The 19,139-nt window shown below is 58.5% G+C and carries 15 protein-coding genes; 5 read left to right on the top strand and 10 right to left on the bottom strand.

The window, feature by feature from the left end:
* Positions 1 to 347 (bottom strand): two-component regulator propeller domain-containing protein (locus GSQ94_RS16210; protein ID WP_216843111.1); only part of this gene is annotated, 347 nt, incomplete at its 3' end.
* Between the two features lie 157 nt (positions 348 to 504).
* Between GSQ94_RS16210 and GSQ94_RS16205 the strand changes: the two genes are divergently transcribed.
* From GSQ94_RS16205 to GSQ94_RS16185, 5 genes are all read left to right on the top strand, one after another.
* A complete protein-coding gene (locus tag GSQ94_RS16205) occupies positions 505 to 1,593 on the top strand; it encodes a substrate-binding domain-containing protein (RefSeq protein WP_158944902.1) in 1,089 nt (362 codons plus the stop codon).
* A 187-nt stretch (positions 1,594 to 1,780) separates the two neighbouring features.
* Complete coding sequence (locus tag GSQ94_RS16200) at positions 1,781 to 3,985, top strand: bifunctional rhamnulose-1-phosphate aldolase/short-chain dehydrogenase (protein ID WP_158944901.1); 2,205 nt, start codon at positions 1,781 to 1,783, stop codon at positions 3,983 to 3,985.
* A gap of 42 nt (positions 3,986 to 4,027) precedes the next feature.
* Positions 4,028 to 5,494, top strand: a complete 1,467-nt coding sequence (locus GSQ94_RS16195; protein WP_174240952.1) for a rhamnulokinase family protein — start codon at positions 4,028 to 4,030, stop codon at positions 5,492 to 5,494.
* Positions 5,495 to 5,497: 3 nt separating this feature from the next.
* Entirely contained in the window at positions 5,498 to 5,941 is a 444-nt protein-coding gene (locus GSQ94_RS16190; protein ID WP_158944900.1) for a DUF6314 family protein, read from the top strand.
* Positions 5,942 to 5,953: 12 nt separating this feature from the next.
* The gene (locus GSQ94_RS16185; protein ID WP_158944899.1) at positions 5,954 to 7,417 is read left to right on the top strand and encodes an RNB domain-containing ribonuclease; all 1,464 of its coding nucleotides are present in this window, start codon (positions 5,954 to 5,956) and stop codon (positions 7,415 to 7,417) included.
* A 184-nt stretch (positions 7,418 to 7,601) separates the two neighbouring features.
* On the opposite strand, the gene GSQ94_RS16180 is transcribed toward GSQ94_RS16185, so the two are convergent.
* The 9 genes from GSQ94_RS16180 to GSQ94_RS16140 all read right to left on the bottom strand — a co-directional run bounded on the left by GSQ94_RS16180 (position 7,602) and on the right by GSQ94_RS16140 (position 19,070).
* Positions 7,602 to 8,270 (bottom strand): class II aldolase/adducin family protein, encoded by a 669-nt coding sequence (locus tag GSQ94_RS16180; protein ID WP_174240951.1) that lies wholly within the window; start codon positions 8,268 to 8,270, stop codon positions 7,602 to 7,604.
* Positions 8,271 to 8,476: 206 nt separating this feature from the next.
* The gene (locus tag GSQ94_RS16175; RefSeq protein ID WP_158944898.1) at positions 8,477 to 10,102 is read right to left on the bottom strand and encodes a glycosyl hydrolase family 39; all 1,626 of its coding nucleotides are present in this window, start codon (positions 10,100 to 10,102) and stop codon (positions 8,477 to 8,479) included.
* 151 nt (positions 10,103 to 10,253) lie between these two features.
* Complete coding sequence (locus GSQ94_RS16170) at positions 10,254 to 11,132, bottom strand: sugar phosphate isomerase/epimerase (protein WP_158944897.1); 879 nt, start codon at positions 11,130 to 11,132, stop codon at positions 10,254 to 10,256.
* A gap of 112 nt (positions 11,133 to 11,244) precedes the next feature.
* Complete coding sequence (locus tag GSQ94_RS16165; protein ID WP_158944896.1) at positions 11,245 to 12,564, bottom strand: Gfo/Idh/MocA family protein; 1,320 nt, start codon at positions 12,562 to 12,564, stop codon at positions 11,245 to 11,247.
* Between the two features lie 55 nt (positions 12,565 to 12,619).
* Positions 12,620 to 13,585, bottom strand: a complete 966-nt coding sequence (locus GSQ94_RS16160; RefSeq protein WP_158944895.1) for a sugar phosphate isomerase/epimerase — start codon at positions 13,583 to 13,585, stop codon at positions 12,620 to 12,622.
* 163 nt (positions 13,586 to 13,748) lie between these two features.
* Positions 13,749 to 17,225: a TonB-dependent receptor gene (locus tag GSQ94_RS16155; RefSeq protein ID WP_254063922.1), complete on the bottom strand. Its 3,477-nt coding sequence runs from the start codon at positions 17,223 to 17,225 to the stop codon at positions 13,749 to 13,751.
* A gap of 179 nt (positions 17,226 to 17,404) precedes the next feature.
* Positions 17,405 to 17,872, bottom strand: a complete 468-nt coding sequence (locus GSQ94_RS16150) for a DoxX family membrane protein (protein WP_158944894.1) — start codon at positions 17,870 to 17,872, stop codon at positions 17,405 to 17,407.
* Positions 17,869 to 18,543, bottom strand: coding sequence for an orotate phosphoribosyltransferase (locus GSQ94_RS16145; RefSeq protein WP_158944893.1), 675 nt, complete (start codon positions 18,541 to 18,543; stop codon positions 17,869 to 17,871). The genes GSQ94_RS16150 and GSQ94_RS16145 overlap by 4 nt, the downstream gene beginning before the upstream one ends.
* A gap of 173 nt (positions 18,544 to 18,716) precedes the next feature.
* Entirely contained in the window at positions 18,717 to 19,070 is a 354-nt protein-coding gene (locus tag GSQ94_RS16140) for a hypothetical protein (protein ID WP_158944892.1), read from the bottom strand.
* Positions 19,071 to 19,139: the final 69 nt, after the last annotated feature.

The following is a 19,139-nucleotide window of genomic DNA, read 5'->3' as shown; positions in this document are numbered from 1 at the left end:
TGATCGTTGGTTGCAGTCCAGATGCGGCCAGAGTCGTCCTGGTAGACGTCGATGACGAGACTTTCGCGGATGCCGTCTGCTGTGCCGAAGCGGTGAAACTCCGCGCCATCGTAGCGGAAGAGGCCGTTTTCAGTAGCGGCCCAGAGGTGGCCCGTCTTGTCCTGGATGAGTTTAAAGACATCGTGATTTTTAAGACCTTCGTTCTGATCGAAGTGTTGAAAGGTGAACTGCTGTGCGTTTGCCTGGAGCGTGCCGAGGAGAAGGGTCGCCAGGGCGGCCTTGAGGAGCCAGAGCGAGAGGGCAGATCTAAAGACAGAAGACTCGGCGGGTCGGTTGGGCCTGGGCAAGATGTCTCTCTTTTAGCACAGTAAAGATTTTAAATCGTACCGGAGTGAGAGGGGTTGACGGAGATTTTGCAGTTTGCGCGCCTGGATTCCATTAGCGAAACGCGAGACCTGTGCAGCATAATGGATCGGCTGAGTGGTTTCTCCTCAGCGGGAGCCTATGCCGGTACGCAAGACCTCGAAACGACTTTATCTCATTCCTGTGCTGTCGAAGGCGCTGGATATTCTGGAGTTGCTGCAGGCGGAGAACCAGCCGATGACGCTGGAGTCGATCCACCGGCAGACGCGGATCTCTAAGACGACGGTGTACCGCGTGCTGAAGACGTTTGTGCATCGGGGATATCTTTCTCAGTCCCCTGATGGTACGTACCGGCACGTGACGCGGCCGAAGAAGATCCGGTTCGGGTTTGGCGGCCAGAGCGCGGATATGCCGTTTTCTGTCGAGGTAACCGAGAGCCTGAAGGATGCGGCGGCGGCGGTGGGAGTCGATCTGCTGATCCTGGATAATCACTACGATTCGGCGACTGCGTTGAGGAATGCGGAGGAGTTTGTTTCGAGCAAGGTTGACCTGGTGATTGAGTTTCAGGTGGAGCAGGAGGTGGCGCCGATGATCGGAGACAAGATCGCGGCGGCGAAGATTCCGCTGATTGCGATCGATATTCCGCATCCTCATGCGACTTACTTTGGCGTGGACAACTACCGGGTTGGGATTGAAGCGGGGGAGACGCTGGGCGCGCATGCCACGGCGAACTGGGATGGCAAGGTGGATTGGGTGCTCGGGTTGGACCTGGCAGAGGCCGGACAGCTGGTGCAGAGCCGGATTACGGGCGCGTTCGAGGGTGTGAGAAAAGGACATCAGGAGCTGCCGGTGGAGGTATTTGTACGGATCGACGGGCGAGGGATGAGGGACCGGAGCAAGAAGCTGATTGCGGATTTTCTGCAGCGTCATCCGAAGGACAAACACATTCTGATTGCGGCGGCTACGGACTCCAGCGCGCTGGGTGCGGTGGATGCGGTGCGGGAGCAGAAGCGGGAGAAGCATGTTGCGATCGTGGGACAGGATTGCATTGCCGAGGCAATCCAGGAGATGCGGAGGGATAAGTCTCCGCTGATCGGGTCTGTTTCGCATGAGGCGAGTTCTTATGGGCCGAGTTTGATTCACCTGGGCCTGTCGCTGCTGCGCGGACAGACGGTGCCTCCGTATAACTATGTCGCGCACAAGATGGTGACGCGGGAGTCGCTGGGCTAGGACGGCTGTTAGGGGCCCGGTTTCGGCGCCGGCCGGGGGGTTGCGGCGAGACTGTTTCAGGTGGGTTCCGGCTTGCATCATGGCTTGCCCTGCGCGAAATTTTCTCATTGGAAATAGTTGCTGTATTGGTGTTGGGTGTGGAATGATGGTCCGGGCCTGAGTTTGGCCGACACAACAGAGGTACAACATGACTGGACGGAGTGGGCTGCGGTTTCTTGAGGATCGGTGGGATGATGCGGTTGCAGCGAAGCTGGATGCGCCGGAGCTGCTGAGATACCGATCGAATCTGCTGGGTTCGGATCTGCGGATCACGAACTTTGGCGGGGGAAATACGAGCTCGAAGCTGGGGCAGGTGGATCCGCTGGATGGAAAGACCAAAGAGATTCTGTGGGTGAAGGGAAGCGGGGGCGACCTGGGGAGCATCAAGCGTGCGGGGTTTGCGACGCTCTATATGGAGAAGCTTCTAGCGCTGGAGAAGGCATATCGCGGAGTGGATCTCGAGGATGAGATGGTGGAGATGTATCCGCTGTGTACGTTTGGGAATAATCCGATCGCGGCTTCGATCGATACGCCGCTGCATGGATTTCTGCCGTTTGCGCATGTGGACCATCTGCACCCGGATTGGGGGATCGCGCTGGCGGCCTCGGCCAATGGGAAGATCAAGATGGAGGAGTTCAACAAAGAGTTTGGACACAAGCTGGCGTGGCTGCCGTGGCAGCGGCCCGGATTCGAGCTGGGCATGATGTTGAAGAAGATTGTGGCAGAGACGCCTGGATGCGACGGCGTGGTGCTGGGTGGGCATGGGCTGTTTACGTGGAGCGATACGCAGCGCGAGAGCTACCTGAATACGATTACGATCATCGATCAACTGGGACAGTTTATTGAGCGGCATGCGAAGGATGGGTATACGGTCTTCGGTGGCGGCCAGGGGAAGACGCGAGAGGATCGTGCAGAGATTGCGGTTTCGATCATGCCTTATCTGCGCGGAGCGGTATCGCGGAAGCAGAGATGGATTGGGAGTTTTTCGGATTCGCCGCAGGTGCTGGAGTTTGTGAACTCGGCGCAGGCGGAGAGGCTGGCGCACCTGGGGACGAGCTGCCCGGATCATTTTATCCGGACGAAGATTCGACCGATGTTGATCAAGTGGAGTTCGGCTGGCGACCCCTTGGAGTTGAAAGAGCTGATTGAGAGCGGGTTGGAGACTTATCGCGCGGAGTATGCGGAGTATTACAAGAAGCATGCGGTGAAGGACTCGCCTGCGGTGCGTGATGCGAGCCCGACGGTGGTGCTGGTGCCGGGTGTGGGGATGTTCAGCTTTGGGAAGAACAAGACGGAGTCGCGGATTACCGGCGAGTTTTATATCAATGCGCTTGGCGTGATGCAGGGCGCGGGCGCGCTGGGCGCTGGAGTGGATTGCAAGGAGATTCCTCAGGCTGGGCCTGCGGCTGCGGCGGATCAGTTTACGGTGCATGCGAACTATGTGGCGCTGCCTCCGAGCGAGGCGTTTCGGATTGAGTACTGGAAGCTGGAAGAGGCGAAGATTCGCCGGCAGCCTGCGGAGAAGGAGCTGAGCCGACGGGTGGCTTTGATTGTCGGGGGCGGCAGCGGGATTGGACGCGAGGTGGCTTTGATGGCGGCGGAGCGTGGTGCGCATGTGGTGATTGCGGACCGCGATGTGAAGGGCGCCGAGGCGGTTGCGGCGGAGGTAAAGGCGATCTCGGGGAAGGAGTCGGTGAGCTGGACGGGCATCGACATTCGCGACCGGAAGACGATAAAAGCTGCGCTGGAGGCTACGATCCGGGAGTTTGGCGGGATCGATATTCTAATCAATACGGCTGCACTGTTTCCGTCTTCGCCGGATGGGGTGATCAGCGATGCGCAGTGGGCGCTGACGCTCGAGGTGAATGTGACGGCGAACTATCTGCTGGCAGATGAGGCTGCGAAGATTTTTGCAGAGCAGGGAATCGATGCGAGCGTGGTGCTGACGAGCTCTGCGAATGCAGTGGTGGCCAAGCGCGGGAGTGAGGCTTACGACGTGAGTAAGGCGGCGTTGAGCCATCTGGTGCGAGAGCTGGCGGTCACGCTGTCGCCAAAAGTGAGGGTGAACGGAATCTCTCCTGCGACCGTGGTGAAGGGCTCGACGATGTTTCCGCGGGACCGGGTGATCGCTTCGCTGAAGAAGTACAAGCTGCCGTTTGAAGAGACGGCTACGGACGATGAGCTGCGGAATGTGCTGGCGCAGTTTTATGCGACGCGAACGCTGACGCATCAGCCAATCGATCCGAAGGATTGTGCGCAGGCGATTCTGTTTCTTGCCGGGCCGCTGGCGCGATGCACGACGGGACATCTGATTCCTGTCGATGGCGGGTTGACTGAGGCTTATCTTCGCTAGATTTGGCAGGAACAGCCTGGGTGGCCCGATGAGACAGACGCGATGAGACAGACGGGGGACAGGGTGCTGGTTCCGATGAATACTCGGGCTTTGGTGGCGGTGGACCTGGGGGCGGAGAGTTGCCGGGTGTCGCTGCTACGGTGGGTGACTGGGCGCCCTGTGATTACGCTGGTGCATCGATTTGCGAATGCTCCTCGCGTAGTGGATGGCGGTTTGCGGTGGGATCTGGCTAGGATTGAGGCGGGGCTGGAGGATGGGCTTCGGCGGTGCGCGGAGATTGCGGAGGAGGGTGTTCGATCGATCGCGGTCGATGGTTGGGCCGTGGATTATGTCCGCGTGGATGCGGAGGGGCGAGCACTGGCTGATCCGTTCTGCTATCGCGATGAGCGAACGATAGAGGCGGAGCCGTTGCTGTACCGAGCGATTGCGCCTGAGCGTCTGCGAGAGCTGACAGGAGTACAACTACTGCGGATCAATACGCTGTACCAACTCTATGCGGACGGGCTGCAGGGAGCTGAGGCGGGGACGCAGTGGATGAACCTGCCAGAGTATATTCTGTCGCGTTGGGGAGGAGCGCGGGTGGCAGAATATACGAATGCGACGCATACGCAGATGGTGGATCTGCATCGTTCGCGCTGGTGCGAGGAGATCTTTCAGGCTGCGGAGCTCGATATGGCTTGTGCGTCGAAGCTGGTTCCTCCAGGGACCGTGGTGGGGAGATTGAGTGGGCCGCTGGCGGGGCTGGCGGCGTTTCGGGATACGGTGCTGATTGCTCCGGCTTGTCATGACACGGCCTCGGCGATTGCGGGGATTCCTGCGACGGGTGGCGATTGGGCTTATATCAGCTCGGGTACGTGGTCGCTGGTGGGGACGGTACTGGAGCAGCCGCGGAATGACGAGTCTGTTGCGGGGGAGAACTTTACGAATCTCGGTGCAGTGGGGGGCCGGATTTGCTTTCACAAGAATGTGAATGGGATGTGGCTGCTTCGGCAGTGTATGGATGCGTGGGCAGCGGCGGGGCGGGAGTGGACGGTGCCGGAACTTGTGGCGGGGGCGGAGACGGTAGCGAAGCCGGAGGGGATGCTGAATGTGGATGATCCGGAGCTGCTGCTAGCGGGACAGATGCCGCAGCGGATGAATGAGCAGAGAGCGAGAATGGGATTCGCACTTCTGGACGAGAGCCCGGAGGGTGCGCCGGTGTTTGCCAGTTTGATCTTTCATAGCCTAGCTGCGCGGTATGCAGAGGTTTTGCAGCGTGTGGCGCAGCATAGCGGTAAAGAGCTGAAGCGGTTGTTTGTCGTAGGAGGAGCCAGCCAGAACGATTTTCTGAATCGCTTGACGCGGGAGGCTACCGGGCTGGAGGTTTTTCGTGGGGCGGCGGAGAGCTCGACCGTAGGGAACTTTGCGGTGCAGATGGCGGTGCTTGAGGGGAGCCGCGATGAGGTAACTGGAGCCTATGCGGAGCAGGTTTCGCGGTGGGCCGCGTTGCTGGTTACGGCGATGGGTTAGCCGATGCGCGATGTGTTCGACGGTCTGCTGGGGGAGTGGGGGTTCGAGCGGGAGATCCCGGGGCAGGGACGTATGAGTGGGACGGCTTCGTTCACGGCTCTGGAGGATGGGAGCGTGCTGTATCGTGAGGCGGGCGAGTTGCGGCTGGAGGACGGACAGGCGTTGCAGAGCCGGCAGAGTTACCTCTACGAGCGAGGTGATTGTGGATTTGCGGTGCGGTTTCATGACACCCGCGAGTTGTTTCAGGTGGTGCGGTTTGAGGTTGAGGGTGAAGAGATGGCGGGCGGTGCGGAGCATCTCTGCAAGGATGATCGTTATGTTTCGGCTTACCGGATCTATGCCGATGGGAGCTTTGAGATTCGGCATCGGGTGAGTGGGCCGAAGAAGGATTATGCGATTCGGACGGTGTATTGGCGGTTGAAGCGCGAGTCAGGCGCGTCATGTTAGGCTACCTCTCGCATGTCTAACCTACCCTTTGACCTTGTTGGTTCTGCCTCGGCGGAGATGATTCGCGAGGGATTTCATGTTGGATTTCCCGATGGCAGCGATGCGCAGATAGCTGCGATTCGCGCGGCATTGCATACGGCTCCTGACAAGGATGTGCGTGACCTGCGGGAGCTGCTTTGGTCTTCAATCGATAACGATACCTCGCGGGACCTGGATCAGATTGAAGTTGCTGAGCGATTGGCGGGCGGGGGCGTTCGCGTGAGGGTGGGGATTGCGGATGTGTCGGCCGCAGTGTTGAAAGATACGCCGTTGGATCGTCATGCGGCGGAGCAGACCGAGACTGTTTATACAACGGTGAAAAACTTTTCGATGCTGCCGGTTGAACTCTCTACGGATATGACTTCGCTGAATGAGGGCGAGGATCGGGCGGCGATGGTAGTGGAGTTTGTGGTGACTGCCGAGGGGATGGTAGAGCAGGCGAGTATCTACAGGGCTACGGTTACGAATAAGGCACAGCTTGCTTATAGTCACGTGGGTCCGTGGCTGGAAGGAAAGAGCGGGCCGGATGCGAAGGTGGCGGCTTCAGCGGAGTTGCAGGAGCAGCTGCGGATGCAGGATGAGGCTGCGGTGGCGCTGCGGGCGCAGCGAGTGAAGCTGGGGGCGCTGGAGTTCAACCGGGTTGAGGCCGATCCGGTGGTGGTGGACGGAAAGGTGGAGTCGATTGGGACGGCGTTTCATAACCGGGCCAGTGACCTGATTGAAGAGCTGATGATCGCTACCAATGAGACGATGGCGCGGACGCTGCGGGAGGCGAAGCGGTCGTGCATTCGCAGGGTGGTGCGGTCACCGGAGCGATGGGCGAGGATAGTAGAGCTGGTGGGGCGGCATGGGACGGTGCTGCCGGCGCAGCCTGATTCGGGTGCGCTGAATGCGTTTCTGCAGACGCAGCGGGTGGCGGATGCTGTGCATTACCCGGATCTATCGCTAGCAATCATCAAGCTGATGGGGCCGGGGGAGTATGTGCTGGCGAAGGGCGATGAGGCGGAGTCGCAGGGGCACTTTGGATTGGCTGCGCAGGACTATGCTCACTCGACGGCGCCGAACCGACGGTTTGTGGATCTGGTGACGCAACGGGTGGTGAAGGCGATGCTGGCGGGAGAGGTGGCTCCTTATAGCGATGAAGAGCTTGACGTGATTGCGAAGCACTGCAATGAGCGGGAGTCGGCTGGACGCAAGGTGGAGCGAACGATGCTGAAGCGGGTGACGGCGGTTGCGCTGGCTGGGAGCGTAGGCAAGAGCTTCCACGGGGTGGTGACCGGGGCGAACGATAAGGGGACGTATGTGCGGGTGTTCGATCCGCCGGTGGAAGGCAAGGTGGTGCGGGGGGCGCAGGGGCTGGACGTGGGAGATATGGTGGATGTGATGTTGGTGCATACCGATCCGCAGCATGCGTTTATTGATTTTGCGCGTGGCTGAGGTTGGCGATTGTGTTTGGGGCCGAACGGTGTAGAGAATGGAGGGTTTGCGAGAAGCAGATTCCTCCGCTTCGCTGCGGAATTACAACAATAAGACGAAGGGCGACAGGATACTGACTGCAACAAAAGAGACAGACTGCAATAAAGGCCGACTCAATAACAGGCGCTATTGAGGTGCGTTTGTTTTAGGTGGCGTTACGGATGTACTTTTGTTTGGCGCGGAGAAGATCGTCGAGTTGATGGTCGCTGAGGGTTTGAGGGGAGCCTAGCTGGTGGGCGACCAGGCGGATGTGGGCGAGATGCTCGACGGTTTCCATTTTAAGGAAGGCATCGAGAAGAGTAGGACCGTAGGCTACGGCGCCGTGGTTGGCCATGAGGATGGCGGTGTGGTGGGGGATGAAGGGGCGCAGGCTGGCGGCGACTTCGTGGGTGCCCGTGGTGGCGTACTGGGCCAAGGGGACCGAGCCGAGGGTCATAACGGCCTCCTGGCAGAGCATCTCGTCGAGAGCGCGGCCGGCGCAGGCGAAGGCGGTGGCGATGGGAGGGTGGGAGTGTACGACCGCCTCGATGTCAGCTCGCATGTTGTAGACGGCGAGGTGCATGATGAGCTCGCTGGTGACCCTTCTTGAGCCTTCGAGCTGACGGCCTTCAAGGTCGACGATGACCATGTCGGAGGGGCGCATGAGGTACTTGCTCATGCCGGTCGGGGTGACCAGCAACCGCTCCTGATCGAGCCTGACGGAGAGGTTCCCTGAGGTGCCCGGCATGAAGCCGAGTCGAGAGAGCCATCTGCCAAACTGAACCAGCTCGCGCCTCAGTTCCACTTCGGGTCGACTGATACATTCCTGGATCATCGTTCCTCTTTCGTTGACATGAAGTGTAGCGCCATTATCGTCCGAGGTCGCATGATTTCTCGCAGAGTCCCGGTTGGCGATTGTCTCGCGAAGGATCTATTTTGTCGATGATAAGTTTTGTCTGTCTCTTTACACAGTGGCGCAGGAGTGATTCGTCGCAGCTGAGTCCTGCAACGGAGCGGGATATTGATTGCCTGGATTGACGATTATTGATGTTGCGTTTTGACGACCAAAAGAACGAGGCCGTGGGGGGGGATGGTGAGCTGCAGATGCCCTTGAGAGAGGTGAAGGCTCTCTGCAGGTGTCATGGTGCCTGCAGCCTTCAGATTGAGGATTTGATCATGGGTGAGGTCACGCGGGCGTCCCATGGCGTCGAAGGCCTTCAGAACATTTCCGTGGTCGTCATCAAGCCGGAGCAGCTCGACCTTCGCATTCGCGGGAACACCGGTGAAGGTCACCTGAAAGCTCTTGTCCTGCCCCTTGTTGGCCGGTGGGGGGGTGTAGGCAGCGCCCGTGCCGAAGGGAGCTGCATAGTTCCAGAGAGCAAGTTCGACGGCGCCATCGCTCGATTTTGTAGCGAGTGCGTCGTCGGCCTCGAGTTTGATCCTGCGATCTCCGAGCCGATGCAACATCGCAAAGGCGTTAAAGGCTGGCTTGGGGATGCTGTGTTCAGCAAGCAGACCGAAGCCTCCGTAGAAGAGGGTTCGCACGACGCCCTGCTCCTCGAAGACGTCTGAGAAGGTCCAGTAACTCATCGCCTCGGTGAGGCCGTCGCAGAGACGGATGTTGTTAGCCAGCCATGGGCCCATATAGGTGGAGTCGGTGACGTTCGGTTCGTTGGAGTAGCTGGCGTTGTACTCACTGAAGAGAAGCGGAGTTTTGGGGAAGGGAGAGGCGGCGATCTCTTCATGCACCTTCTTGACGGCACGGTAGACCATGAGATCGCGCGGAATCTGCTCGTCGGTGTGAAGGACATCCTTGGCGGTGTCGTTGGCGTAGACGTGGGTTGAGGCGAAGTCGACTGGGATGTTGTGATCTTTGCAGTGCTGAAGAAAGTCTGCGACGTATGCGGCCTGGGCGGTGGATGGGCCGCCGACGCGAATGCGCTGGTTTACTTTTTTGAGGGCGAGCGCGGTGTGGTCGTAGAGTTCAAAGTAGGTGGGGATGTTGGGACGTCCGCCCCAGAAGTCGAGATTCGGCTCGTTCCACACCTCGAAGTCCCATGTTGCGACCTCTTCGATGCCGTAGCGGTCGATGAGGTGCTGGGCGAAGGCCGTGATCATTGCATCCCAGAGGGCGTAGTCCTTTGGGGGGGAGACGACGGGCTTGTAGAAGAAGGATTGCGTCTGGTTGGGGTCGGCTGCCATCTTGCGAGGCATGAAGCTGAGCTCGACGAAGGGTCGGACGCCGTTTTCGAGGAGGCCATCGTAGATCTGGTCGATGTAGGAGAAGTTATAGATGCCCGCGCCCTGAACTTTTTCCGGTGCCTGACCGGGGTTTTGCGTTTGAGCATCGGGGTCGTAGAGTCCGACCTCGTCGAGGAAGATTCCGTGAAAGCGGATGGCGCGGAGATCGGTTACGTTCTTGACGGTGTGGATGTCGTCGCGGTAGCTCTGGCGCAGGGAGAGAATGGCGCGGCCAGATCCGAAGATCTGCTCCCAGACATGCGGGAAGGGAGTGGTGTCGGCGTGGGCGTCGACGCGAATCTGCTCTTGTGCGTGCGCGGAGAGATTGCTTAGTTGAGTCGATGCCAGCAGTAGGACTAGCCCGAGTCCTAACGATCCGATCGATCCTTGCGATCCATGCGATCCAGTCTTCTTTTTGTTAAACATCGTGCTCCTACGCGCGCTGTATTGCTGAACCTCTTCGGCCAGGAATGCTCAAACCGCGCCAACCTGCCGCAGGATAACACTCTGACGTCGCCTCTGGCTGACTGAGCGCGGGCGAGTAAGTGATCTTGAGATGAGGCTTACGGCAGTGGGATCAGCTGTGGGACAGGTATCCCATACCTGCGAGGACGCCTCGCATGTAGGCGAAGCTGCTGATGACTCCGGGCATGGGATCGTCGGCGTGGACTTCGTATTCGAGGTCGACGAAGCCCTTGTAGCGGGTTTTGATGAGAGCCTCGAAGATTCCCCTTATTGGCATGATCCCGTCTCCTACGGCGACCTGGCTCTCTTTGCTTTGGAAGTTGGTCAGATCTTTCATGTGGACGTTGAAGAGGCGCGGGCCTACTTCGTGGATGGCCTGGACGACATCGGTGCCGGCTCGGACGGTGTGGCCTACGTCGATGCAGCAGCCGATGCGCGGGTCCATATTTTTGACGGCTTTGAGGATGTCGAGCGGGGAGTGCCAGAGCTTGTCTTCGGGGCCGTGGTTATGAATGGCGATGCGGATGTCGTACTCTTTCACGAATTTTTCTACGCGGGGAAGGGTCTCGGGCGAGGGGTCGCCGGCGACGATGACGGAGATGCCGGCGCGTTTGCAGTACTCGAACTTGCTGCGGATGTCGGCGTCCTCATCCTTGCTGAAGTAGATGGCTCCGGCGGCGTGGAGTTTGATGCCGGCGGCGGTGTAGTCAGCGATTGCCTTCGCCTCTTCGGCCGGATCCATGGGTAGATGATCCTTGGTGTCTTTGACATTGAGGTCAGAGACATTGAGCTGCTTCATGAAGCCGATCATCTGCTCGCGGGTGAAGTTGCGGAAGGTGTAGCTGGTAAGCCCGAGTTGAATGGGAGTGGGGGCTCCGGTGACAGGCGAGGGCTGGAGAGCGGAAGCGGGGATGGCCTTTGAGGTGGCGGCTGCCGCCGCGAAGAGTGCGCCGGACTGAACAAAACTGCGACGGGAGACAGTGTTTTTCATGAGAAGGAGTTGACTCGCGCTTTCTTCGGGTTAGTGGTGACAGTGTGCAAAAGCAGATTCCCTTCAGGAATGACAAACAAAAAGGCGCCTCTATCCCAACTGCGTCGGTGCCCTATAGGTGCGGCGCCCATCCCTTTTCGTAGTCGCGGCCCCACATCTTCATAGCTTCGGCGTCGTGCAGTATCTTGCCGTCGGTGGTGTCGAGCTGGAGTTCGCGATTGACCTCCCACGCTACGTTGGAGAGCTGAAGCATGGTGACGGCGACGTTTCCGATGGAGACGGGAGCATTGAGTTTCTCGCCTTTGCGAACACCTGCGATGAAGTTGGCGAAGTGTGCATCGGTCATGGAGTCGCGGCCGGTGAGATCGGAGGACGAGGTCTCTTTGCCGGTTGCGAACTCGCTGGTCTTGTTTCCCTTGAGATCGTAGATCTCGTAGCCGTCGCGGTCGACGAGGACGGTTCCGGTGGTTCCCATGATGGCCGAGCCACGGTCGCGATTGTAGTACTTCATGCCCTGGCAGCTCTTACCTTCCCAGGTGATCATCTTGTCACCGTAGTCGAAGCTGGTGACGAGGGTATCGTAGAACTGCCAATCATCTTTGAACTGGTAGCGTCCTCCGGAGGAGGTGATGCGGTTGGGGAACTCCGCGGCGAGAGCCCAGCGACAGACGTCGACCTCGTGGGTGCCGTTGTTGAGGGTTTCGCCGGTGCCATAGGTTCTGAACCAGTGCCAGTTGTAGGGCTGGATGTTGTCCGTGTAGGCGCGGCGTGGGGCGGGGCCCTGCCAGAGATCCCAGTCGAGCTGCGGAGGAACGGGCGCTTCTTTGCCGGTGCCGATGGACTTTCTTACGTTGCTGTACCAGGCCTTGGCGAAGTAGGCGCGACCGACGAGGCCGTTGTGAATCTTGTCGACGATCTCGATGGTGTGGGGAGAGGAGCGCTGCTGAGTGCCCATCTGGACGAGCTTTCCGTACTTCTTTTGCGCCTGGACGAGGAGCGCGCCCTCGGCGGGATTGTGGCTGCAGGGCTTTTCGACGTAGACGTGTTTGCCGGCTTGCAGTCCGGCGATGGCCATGGGGGTGTGCCAGTGGTCCGGGGCGGCGATGGTGATGGCGTCGACATCTTTCTGCTGAAGGATATGTCGGAAGTCCTTCTCCGGCTTTGGAGCTTCGCCCATCTCCTTCTCTGTGTCTTCGGTGAATTTCTTGAGCGTGTTGCTGTCTACGTCACAGACATAGGCGATGCGCGCATTCTTCTTGTTTGCCTTGAGCGCGGAGAGATGAGCGTAGGCTCGGCTGCGAACGCCGATGACTGCGAAGTTGAGGCGGTCGTTGGAGCCGAGGATCTGAGCGTAGCTCTTTGCGGTAGATCCAACTGCAAGGCCTGCTGCTCCTACTGCAAGGGTGTCGAGGAACTCACGTCTGGTGATCATTTTTTCTCCCGTGGTGTGAAGCGATAGGGACGGCTGAAGGCAAGTGCGCCGACGGTTAGAAGGTTCCCGAGTTGATCAGGCACTGCTTCATGCCTGCCCAACTGATTCTTGTGGAAGCCTCGGGGGTGCCCGCTCCGCGCCAGTGCGTTTCGAGGCTGACGGCGTCGCGGTAGCCAGCCTGCTTGAGTGCGCGGAACTGTGCGGTCCAGTCGATATAGCCTTTATCCACGGGCGACCAGACGATCTTGCCGGTGTCGTCCTTGACTGCGTTCTTGCAGTGGCAGTGGTGGATGCGGTTTTTGGGGATGGCATCCCAGCCGGCAGGGAAGGCGTCGAGTTCGCCGCGCATGACTGCGTTACCGGCGTCCCAGTTGAGGGCGAAGTGAGGAGTCTGGACGGCTTCGAGGACCTTCGCCGCTTCGCGGCCGGTGGCGGTGTTGCAGGCAAACTCGTTTTCGATGACGAGGAGGAGATCTTGTTTGCCGACGATCTCGGCTGTGGCGCGGAGCTTCTCGTTGATCGCTGTGCGGTAGGGTGCGACGTCGTCGATGCGCCAGAAGTCGAAGCAGCGGATCTTGTCGGTCTTAAACTGTTTGGCCAGGGAGATGGAACGTTCGACGACTTCGTCCTGCTGCTTGTAGGCGACCTCGGCGGCTCCGTGCATGTCGCCTTTGGAGCCATACTGCGATTTGGGTGCGCCGGGCCAATCTACTTTGAAGAGCGGGCTGGCGATGTCAGTGACCTGGAGTTTGTACTTGGCGAGGATCTTGAGGGCCTCGGCGATCTCGGCATCAGAGGATGCCTGAAGATTCTTGCCCCACATCTCGCGGAGCTCGACGTAGTGGAGGCCGAAGTCATTGGCAATGACGGAGCAGGCGTGGTCGAAGTCCTGGGAGATCTCGTCGGAGATGACGGCGATCTTGAAGGGCGAGCTTGCGGCCCATGCGCGCATTGGCAACGTGAGAGAGGCCGCCAGTCCGGCTGCGCCTCCTGCAAACTGTCGCCTGGTGAGATTCTTCATAACTTGCACTCCTCTTTCTTCTCTGCAGATTTTGCGTGCGGCATGGACATAGACGGATGAAGCTGCTCCTGGGCCGCACACGTGACGCGATAGAACCCCCAGCGATTTGAGGTCATTGCGAGATCCGCACCCCGGATACAGGATGCGGGGGCTTCGCTTCGGATTAGAAGGCGATCTTTACAGCCGCCTGGAGAACACGTGGACCGCCGACGCCGTTGACATTGCCGACGCCACTGCTGAGGGGTGAGGTTATTACGCCGAACGAGCTGGACCCAAAGGTCGTTCCGGGCAGGCCGAAGGCGGGTGTATTGGTCAGGTTGAAGGCATCGAAGCGAGCCTCGAGAGACGCCTCGCGGAAGATCGGAAAGCTTTTGAAGAGCGACAGATTGTCTGAGAAGTAACCAGGACCACGGAATTGATTTCGTTGCGTATTTCCAACGACGCATGGACCAGGGGCTACGCAGCCGGAGAGCCTGCTTACGCTGAAGCTTGTGGGATCGAACCACTGTACATTGGCCGCTCGGGTGACGTGATGGAGGACGTGGAAGGGGGCAACTTCATCAACTGTCTGGGTTGTTCCGGGGGTTGCGCTTGTGGTTGTGAGGGTAAACGGCAGACCCGAGAGCGCCGATAGGATCACAGAGGTCTTCCAGCCACCCAGCACGTAGGAGCTGATGCCTGAGTTGAAGAACTTGTGATTGCGTCCAGCCGGCAGCTCCCACGTGAGAGTCTGCTCGAAGTTGAGCCTTCGGTCGAAGTCGGCAAGGGTGTAGTTGCGACGAAGGTCGCCGCTGTAGAAGAGCAAGGCTCCGTCCTGGGGACCGGTTTGATAGTTTTGCGCCTTGCCCCAGGTAAACGCTGAACTAAATGCGAGACCGTGAGTGAATCGGCGAGTGAGTTGCACTTGCAGCGATTGGTAGTTTGTGGTGAAACCCTGAAAATACTCAGTCACAGAGGCAGTCTTTTTAAACGCTATGTTCAACGGATCGGATGCCCCACTTTCTCCGTAGACGCTGGGTACGTTGATGTTCTGCGCTACGTCAATCCGTGTGCCGTGGTTGGCAACATAGGCGATCTGCAGAGAGCTATCGTGCGGGAGCGCCTGCTGAATGGCCGCATTCCAGGAGGAGACATAGGCGTTCTTGAAGTTGAGCGGGATGTACAGGGTGCCAAGACTGTTGAGGAATGTGTTGCCGGTTGCTGTGATGGTTCCATCGGAGCCGATGGGGATGGTCGGGGTGGGTGGAATTCCGCTTACGAAGTTGACTGCTGCTGGATTATTGGAACCCAGTACGGCAGCTCCATAGGTCGGAACATTGGTGTAGTCGGTGCTCCTCTTGATGGGATAGTTGTAGGCGTAAGAGTTATCGACGAAGGGAACATAGCTGACGCCGAATCCAGCTCGGATCACGGTGGAATCGGTGGCACGATAGGAGGCGCCGAGCCGGGGAGCGAAGTTGTCGTAGTCGGTCTTCATTCCAAGATTGGAGGGATTTCCATCTACGCCAGCGATGACGAGCTGGTTAGTGGCAGGGTTGAAGTTTGAGAACCCTCCGGCTTTGCGCGGTGTGGCGGGTGGGTACAGCTCATATCGTAGGCCTACGTCGACAGTCAGTTTGGAGGTAGCCTGCCATTTGTCTGAGACGAAGAAGAAGAGCCAGGTCTGCCGATAGGCGGGGAAGGTGCTGTTCGTATCTTGACCTACCTGATATGGAGTGTCGAAGAGAACACTGGCGATATCGTTAGCTTGTCCCTTGGTGGTCGCGCTCGGGCTGGAGGTCTGGTTTTCGCTGAAGTAGAAAGTTCCGGCAGCGGCGTTGATGTTTCCCTGAAGTAGGTCGTCGCGGATGCGGCGGACGTCGACTCCTGCTTTGAGCGCGTGGTTGCCGAGAATCTTAGTCCAGTTGTTGGCAAAGTCGATGTTCGATTCGGCGCGGAGCCACGGGAGCGATTGGGAGTACCCGATAAGCGGGTTTCCGGTGCCGTTTTCTCCATTGCCCGCGAAGTTGCTTACCTGGAAGGCAACTTGTCCGCTGTCTATTGAGCTAAGGTTTGTACCGGGAATGCCGAGGGTCTTGGCATCGGTCGATCCAAAGTCCGACTGTTGCGCGGAGTTGCGGAGGTGGGCTACACCGACGCGAACTTCAGTGAACAGCGTTGGCGAAAAGACGTGGTCGTAGTTGCCGCCTGTACTGTAAGCGGCGGCCGTTCCGGTTGCTTCGAAGCCTCCAGCTGTGGGACCGCCGAGGAAGGATCCGAACAGAGGTGCCTGAAATGTGTTGGTTTTCTGATGGCTGAAACGAACGCTCAGGTGGTCTTTTGCGGTGATGACGTAGTCACCCTTAATGTCGTAGCTGATGGAATCCTTACTAAAGGGTGAGTTCTGCTGGAAGTTGTTGGAGATTGCTCCGCCTACGTAGGCGGCGGATGCGAGGTTGCTCTTTGGATCTCTCGCGATGGCGTCGAGTGCCTGAATAACGGTCAACCCAATGTTGCTGTCGTTGACTGGCGTCATGACACGGCTTAGCGGAATTTGGTTGCCGGCGAAGGCGGTTCGTCCTTTACCGCAGTTGCCTGGGGTCGCGCCGCCCTGGCAGTCTGCCGTATCTCCGGTCTTTGGATCGTAGACTTGCCCGGCGTATTTGCTGAGATCGATGTTGCCGCCGACGACGTTGTAGTACGGGATGGATGTGGTGACTGTGGAGGACTCGTGATCGGAGGTGCGGAGAAAGTCGCCGAAGAGGAAGAGCCTGTTCTTGAGGACCGGACCGCCGAGCGATCCGCCGGTGTAGTTATAGACGAGACGACCGTTGGGGCCACTCGCGAAGTAGTTGCGAGCATTGACCCCGTTGTTCTCCATGTTTTGAAAGACAGAGCCGTGAAACTGGTTGGTTCCTGACTTGAGGGTGACGTTGACGACGCCGCCGACGGCGCGGCCAAACTCTGCCTCGAAGTTATTGGTGGTGATGTCGACGTTCTGGATCGCGGCAGCGGGGGGAACGAGGATGATGTGGATTCCGGTGCGCTGGTCATCGTCGATACCCTCAATTTGATAGAGGTTGACGTAGGAGGACTGGCCGTTTGCATTCACAGACAGATCATTGTTGGCGTTGAAGAACTGTGAGTTGTTGAAGACGACGGGCGCCATGCCGGGAACGGTGTTGAGCAAGGATTGAAAGCTGTTGCCGCTGCTGAGGGGAAGATTAGAGATCTGATGGGCTTCGAGGGTGGTGGAGATGTCGGCGCGGTCGGTCTGCAACAGAGCGGGTGCCGTGGTTACGAGAACAGTCTCGGAGACGCTGCCGGTGACCAGAGTGATGTCGACACGGGTGGAGGTGTTGACGAGGAGGTCGATGTTCTGATGAGTATCTTTTTTGAAGCCATTGGCTTCGGTGGTGATGCTGTAGGTGCCGGGAGGAAGGTCGGGGAGGGTGTAGTTCCCGCTCTCGTTGGTGATCGACTGATGGACCGTTCCGGTCGCTGTTTCTACGATGGTGATCTTGGCCCCGGCGACGGTAGCGCCGCTTGGGTCGTTGATCGTACCGAGCAGGGTAGCGCTTACGGCTTGACCGAGGAGAGAGGGCGTCAAACTTAGGAGAAGCAACGAAACGATGAGTCTTAGTTTCTTGAGTGTGATCACTTGAAGCCTCCAAAGGTGTTACAGATTTCAGCCCCAGGGTAGTTATTGTTTGAAGAGCGAACGAACCGTACCAGCGGCGATATAACGCAGTCAAGAAAATAAACGAAGACCTGCGAAGGCCGATCTTTGAAGGGCGAGTGGCGTTTGGGGCTGAAGGGGTTACGGCGCTTCGAACAGGACTATTTCCGGAGTCGAAGGAGCGTCCAGCGTTGATTCGAAGGGCTCAAAAGTAAGGTAATAAAGCAGAGGGCGAGTACGGAGTGATCAAGGGATGCGCCGAAGAACTCCCAGAGAGGTGCGTGGGGGCCGGGATAGTTCGAAGAGAAGAGGAAAAGGAGCATCATGGTCAGACCACCGGCACTGGCCCAACGGACGAGTGCGCCAGAGAGGAAACTCACAGCAATCAAGCACTCAGAGACGCTGACGATGGCACCGAAGAAGACGGCGTGGGGGAGGATGATTTCTTTGAGGAAGGGCCGCAGGAAAGGATAGGATCCCTGGTCGATGAACTGACGGATGTACTGAGCCATTCCTCCCCAGATGAATCTGGTGCTTGTGAGTTTGTACTCGGCGAAGATAAAGAAGAGAAGGCCGATGGAGAGGCGCAGGAAGGCGAGTGCCCTGGATTGTTGATCCTCCGCGCTCATCTCTTCTTTTGCTGGGCGATGTGAGCGGCGCGGACGTCGGTGGCGGTGAAGACGGAGAGAAAGGGAACGCCGGGGATTGCGGCTTCAATGTTGGCGCGGCCACCTTGTTCGCGGTCGACCAGGCAAAGGACTCCTGCTACGTGCATACCGGCTTCGCGGGTAGCTTCGATTGCGGTGATGGTGGATCCGCCGGTGGTGCAGACGTCGTCGACGATGACGACATGGGCGCCGGGTTTGAGAAAGCCTTCGATGCGTCGGCCGGTGCCGTGAGTTTTTTCTGCTTTGCGGACGAGGAAGCCGTGGATAAGGGTAGGTGCGGGGCCTTCTTCGCTGCGTTCGTCGACGCCTAGCTCGAGCGCGTCGGAGAGCTCAGCGATCTCGTTATAGTCCGCGAGAGCCCAGGCGGTGGCGGTGGCGGTGTTGGAGACGAGGGGGTCGGCGCCCATGGTGAGGCCGCCTACGGCTTCGATCTTTTCAGGATGCGGAAGGTACTGGTGGATGAGGTCGTAGAGGACCAGACCGGAGAGGCGGCCGCCTTCGGCGTGAAGCGTGGTGATGCGGCAGTCGATGTAGTAGTCGGACTTTTTGCCGCTGGCCAGGGTGAAATCGCCCAGCTTGAAGGAGTGTGTGGCGATCAGATTCAGGAGGGCTGTCTTATTGTCGGTCGGCATGTCTATTTCGATTGTAGAGGATAGTTCCCCCAGGGGCTTGTGGTGGCGGAGGGAGTGCCCATCCTTGTGGAAGGGGAGGTTTCGTACGGTCGCTGGTAGGGAGATTTACATTCCCACCCATCGCGATGAGGCCGCGATAGATGGGGCACCCAGCCGGACAGGATTGGACGCTGTTATCTGTGACGAAACCAGTGCGAGGCTAGCAGTATCAGGACAATAGCAGCACTGACGATGAGTCGGCGTCTAAACGGATGGAACGTGAGATCGTCTTCACTTCCTGAATTTTCCTCAGGGTTCTCCGGGTTATAGGTGATGGCAAAAGTGTGACCTAACGGGACATCGGCATGTGCAATGTATTGGCCGGAGTGTTCCTGGCCGTGTGTATGGTACGTAAAGGTGATGGCATACCTTGAGAAGTCCGGCATCTCAAAGTTTGCAATGCGACCAGTGCGGATGCGTGGTGCATGTTTGATGAGTTCGCACGCTGCGACCGTTGCAGTTGTTTCAATCCAGGGATGATCTTCCATGTCAGGCCCGAAGAATTATAGCTCGCTGCTTGATTGCTGTTGAAGATCAAGCGAAATAGCGAGGGTGGA

The sequence above is a fragment of the Granulicella sp. S190 genome, from assembly GCF_009766095.1.
Taxonomy (GTDB): domain Bacteria; phylum Acidobacteriota; class Terriglobia; order Terriglobales; family Acidobacteriaceae; genus Edaphobacter.
Note: the sequence above shows the minus strand (reverse complement) of the source record. Positions and strands in the feature narration are given on the sequence as shown.

Excerpts from the sequence above, each read along its gene's own strand:
- GSQ94_RS16205 (WP_158944902.1), top strand. The coding sequence starts at position 505 with ATGCCGGTACGCAAGACCTCGAAACGACTTTATCTCATTCCTGTGCTG.
- GSQ94_RS16200 (WP_158944901.1), top strand. The coding sequence starts at position 1,781 with ATGACTGGACGGAGTGGGCTGCGGTTTCTTGAGGATCGGTGGGATGAT.
- GSQ94_RS16195 (WP_174240952.1), top strand. The coding sequence starts at position 4,028 with ATGAGACAGACGGGGGACAGGGTGCTGGTTCCGATGAATACTCGGGCT.
- GSQ94_RS16190 (WP_158944900.1), top strand. The coding sequence starts at position 5,498 with ATGCGCGATGTGTTCGACGGTCTGCTGGGGGAGTGGGGGTTCGAGCGG.
- GSQ94_RS16185 (WP_158944899.1), top strand. The coding sequence starts at position 5,954 with ATGTCTAACCTACCCTTTGACCTTGTTGGTTCTGCCTCGGCGGAGATG.
- GSQ94_RS16180 (WP_174240951.1), bottom strand. The coding sequence starts at position 8,270 with ATGATCCAGGAATGTATCAGTCGACCCGAAGTGGAACTGAGGCGCGAG.
- GSQ94_RS16175 (WP_158944898.1), bottom strand. The coding sequence starts at position 10,102 with ATGTTTAACAAAAAGAAGACTGGATCGCATGGATCGCAAGGATCGATC.
- GSQ94_RS16170 (WP_158944897.1), bottom strand. The coding sequence starts at position 11,132 with ATGAAAAACACTGTCTCCCGTCGCAGTTTTGTTCAGTCCGGCGCACTC.
- GSQ94_RS16165 (WP_158944896.1), bottom strand. The coding sequence starts at position 12,564 with ATGATCACCAGACGTGAGTTCCTCGACACCCTTGCAGTAGGAGCAGCA.
- GSQ94_RS16160 (WP_158944895.1), bottom strand. The coding sequence starts at position 13,585 with ATGAAGAATCTCACCAGGCGACAGTTTGCAGGAGGCGCAGCCGGACTG.
- GSQ94_RS16150 (WP_158944894.1), bottom strand. The coding sequence starts at position 17,872 with ATGAGCGCGGAGGATCAACAATCCAGGGCACTCGCCTTCCTGCGCCTC.
- GSQ94_RS16145 (WP_158944893.1), bottom strand. The coding sequence starts at position 18,543 with ATGCCGACCGACAATAAGACAGCCCTCCTGAATCTGATCGCCACACAC.
- GSQ94_RS16140 (WP_158944892.1), bottom strand. The coding sequence starts at position 19,070 with ATGGAAGATCATCCCTGGATTGAAACAACTGCAACGGTCGCAGCGTGC.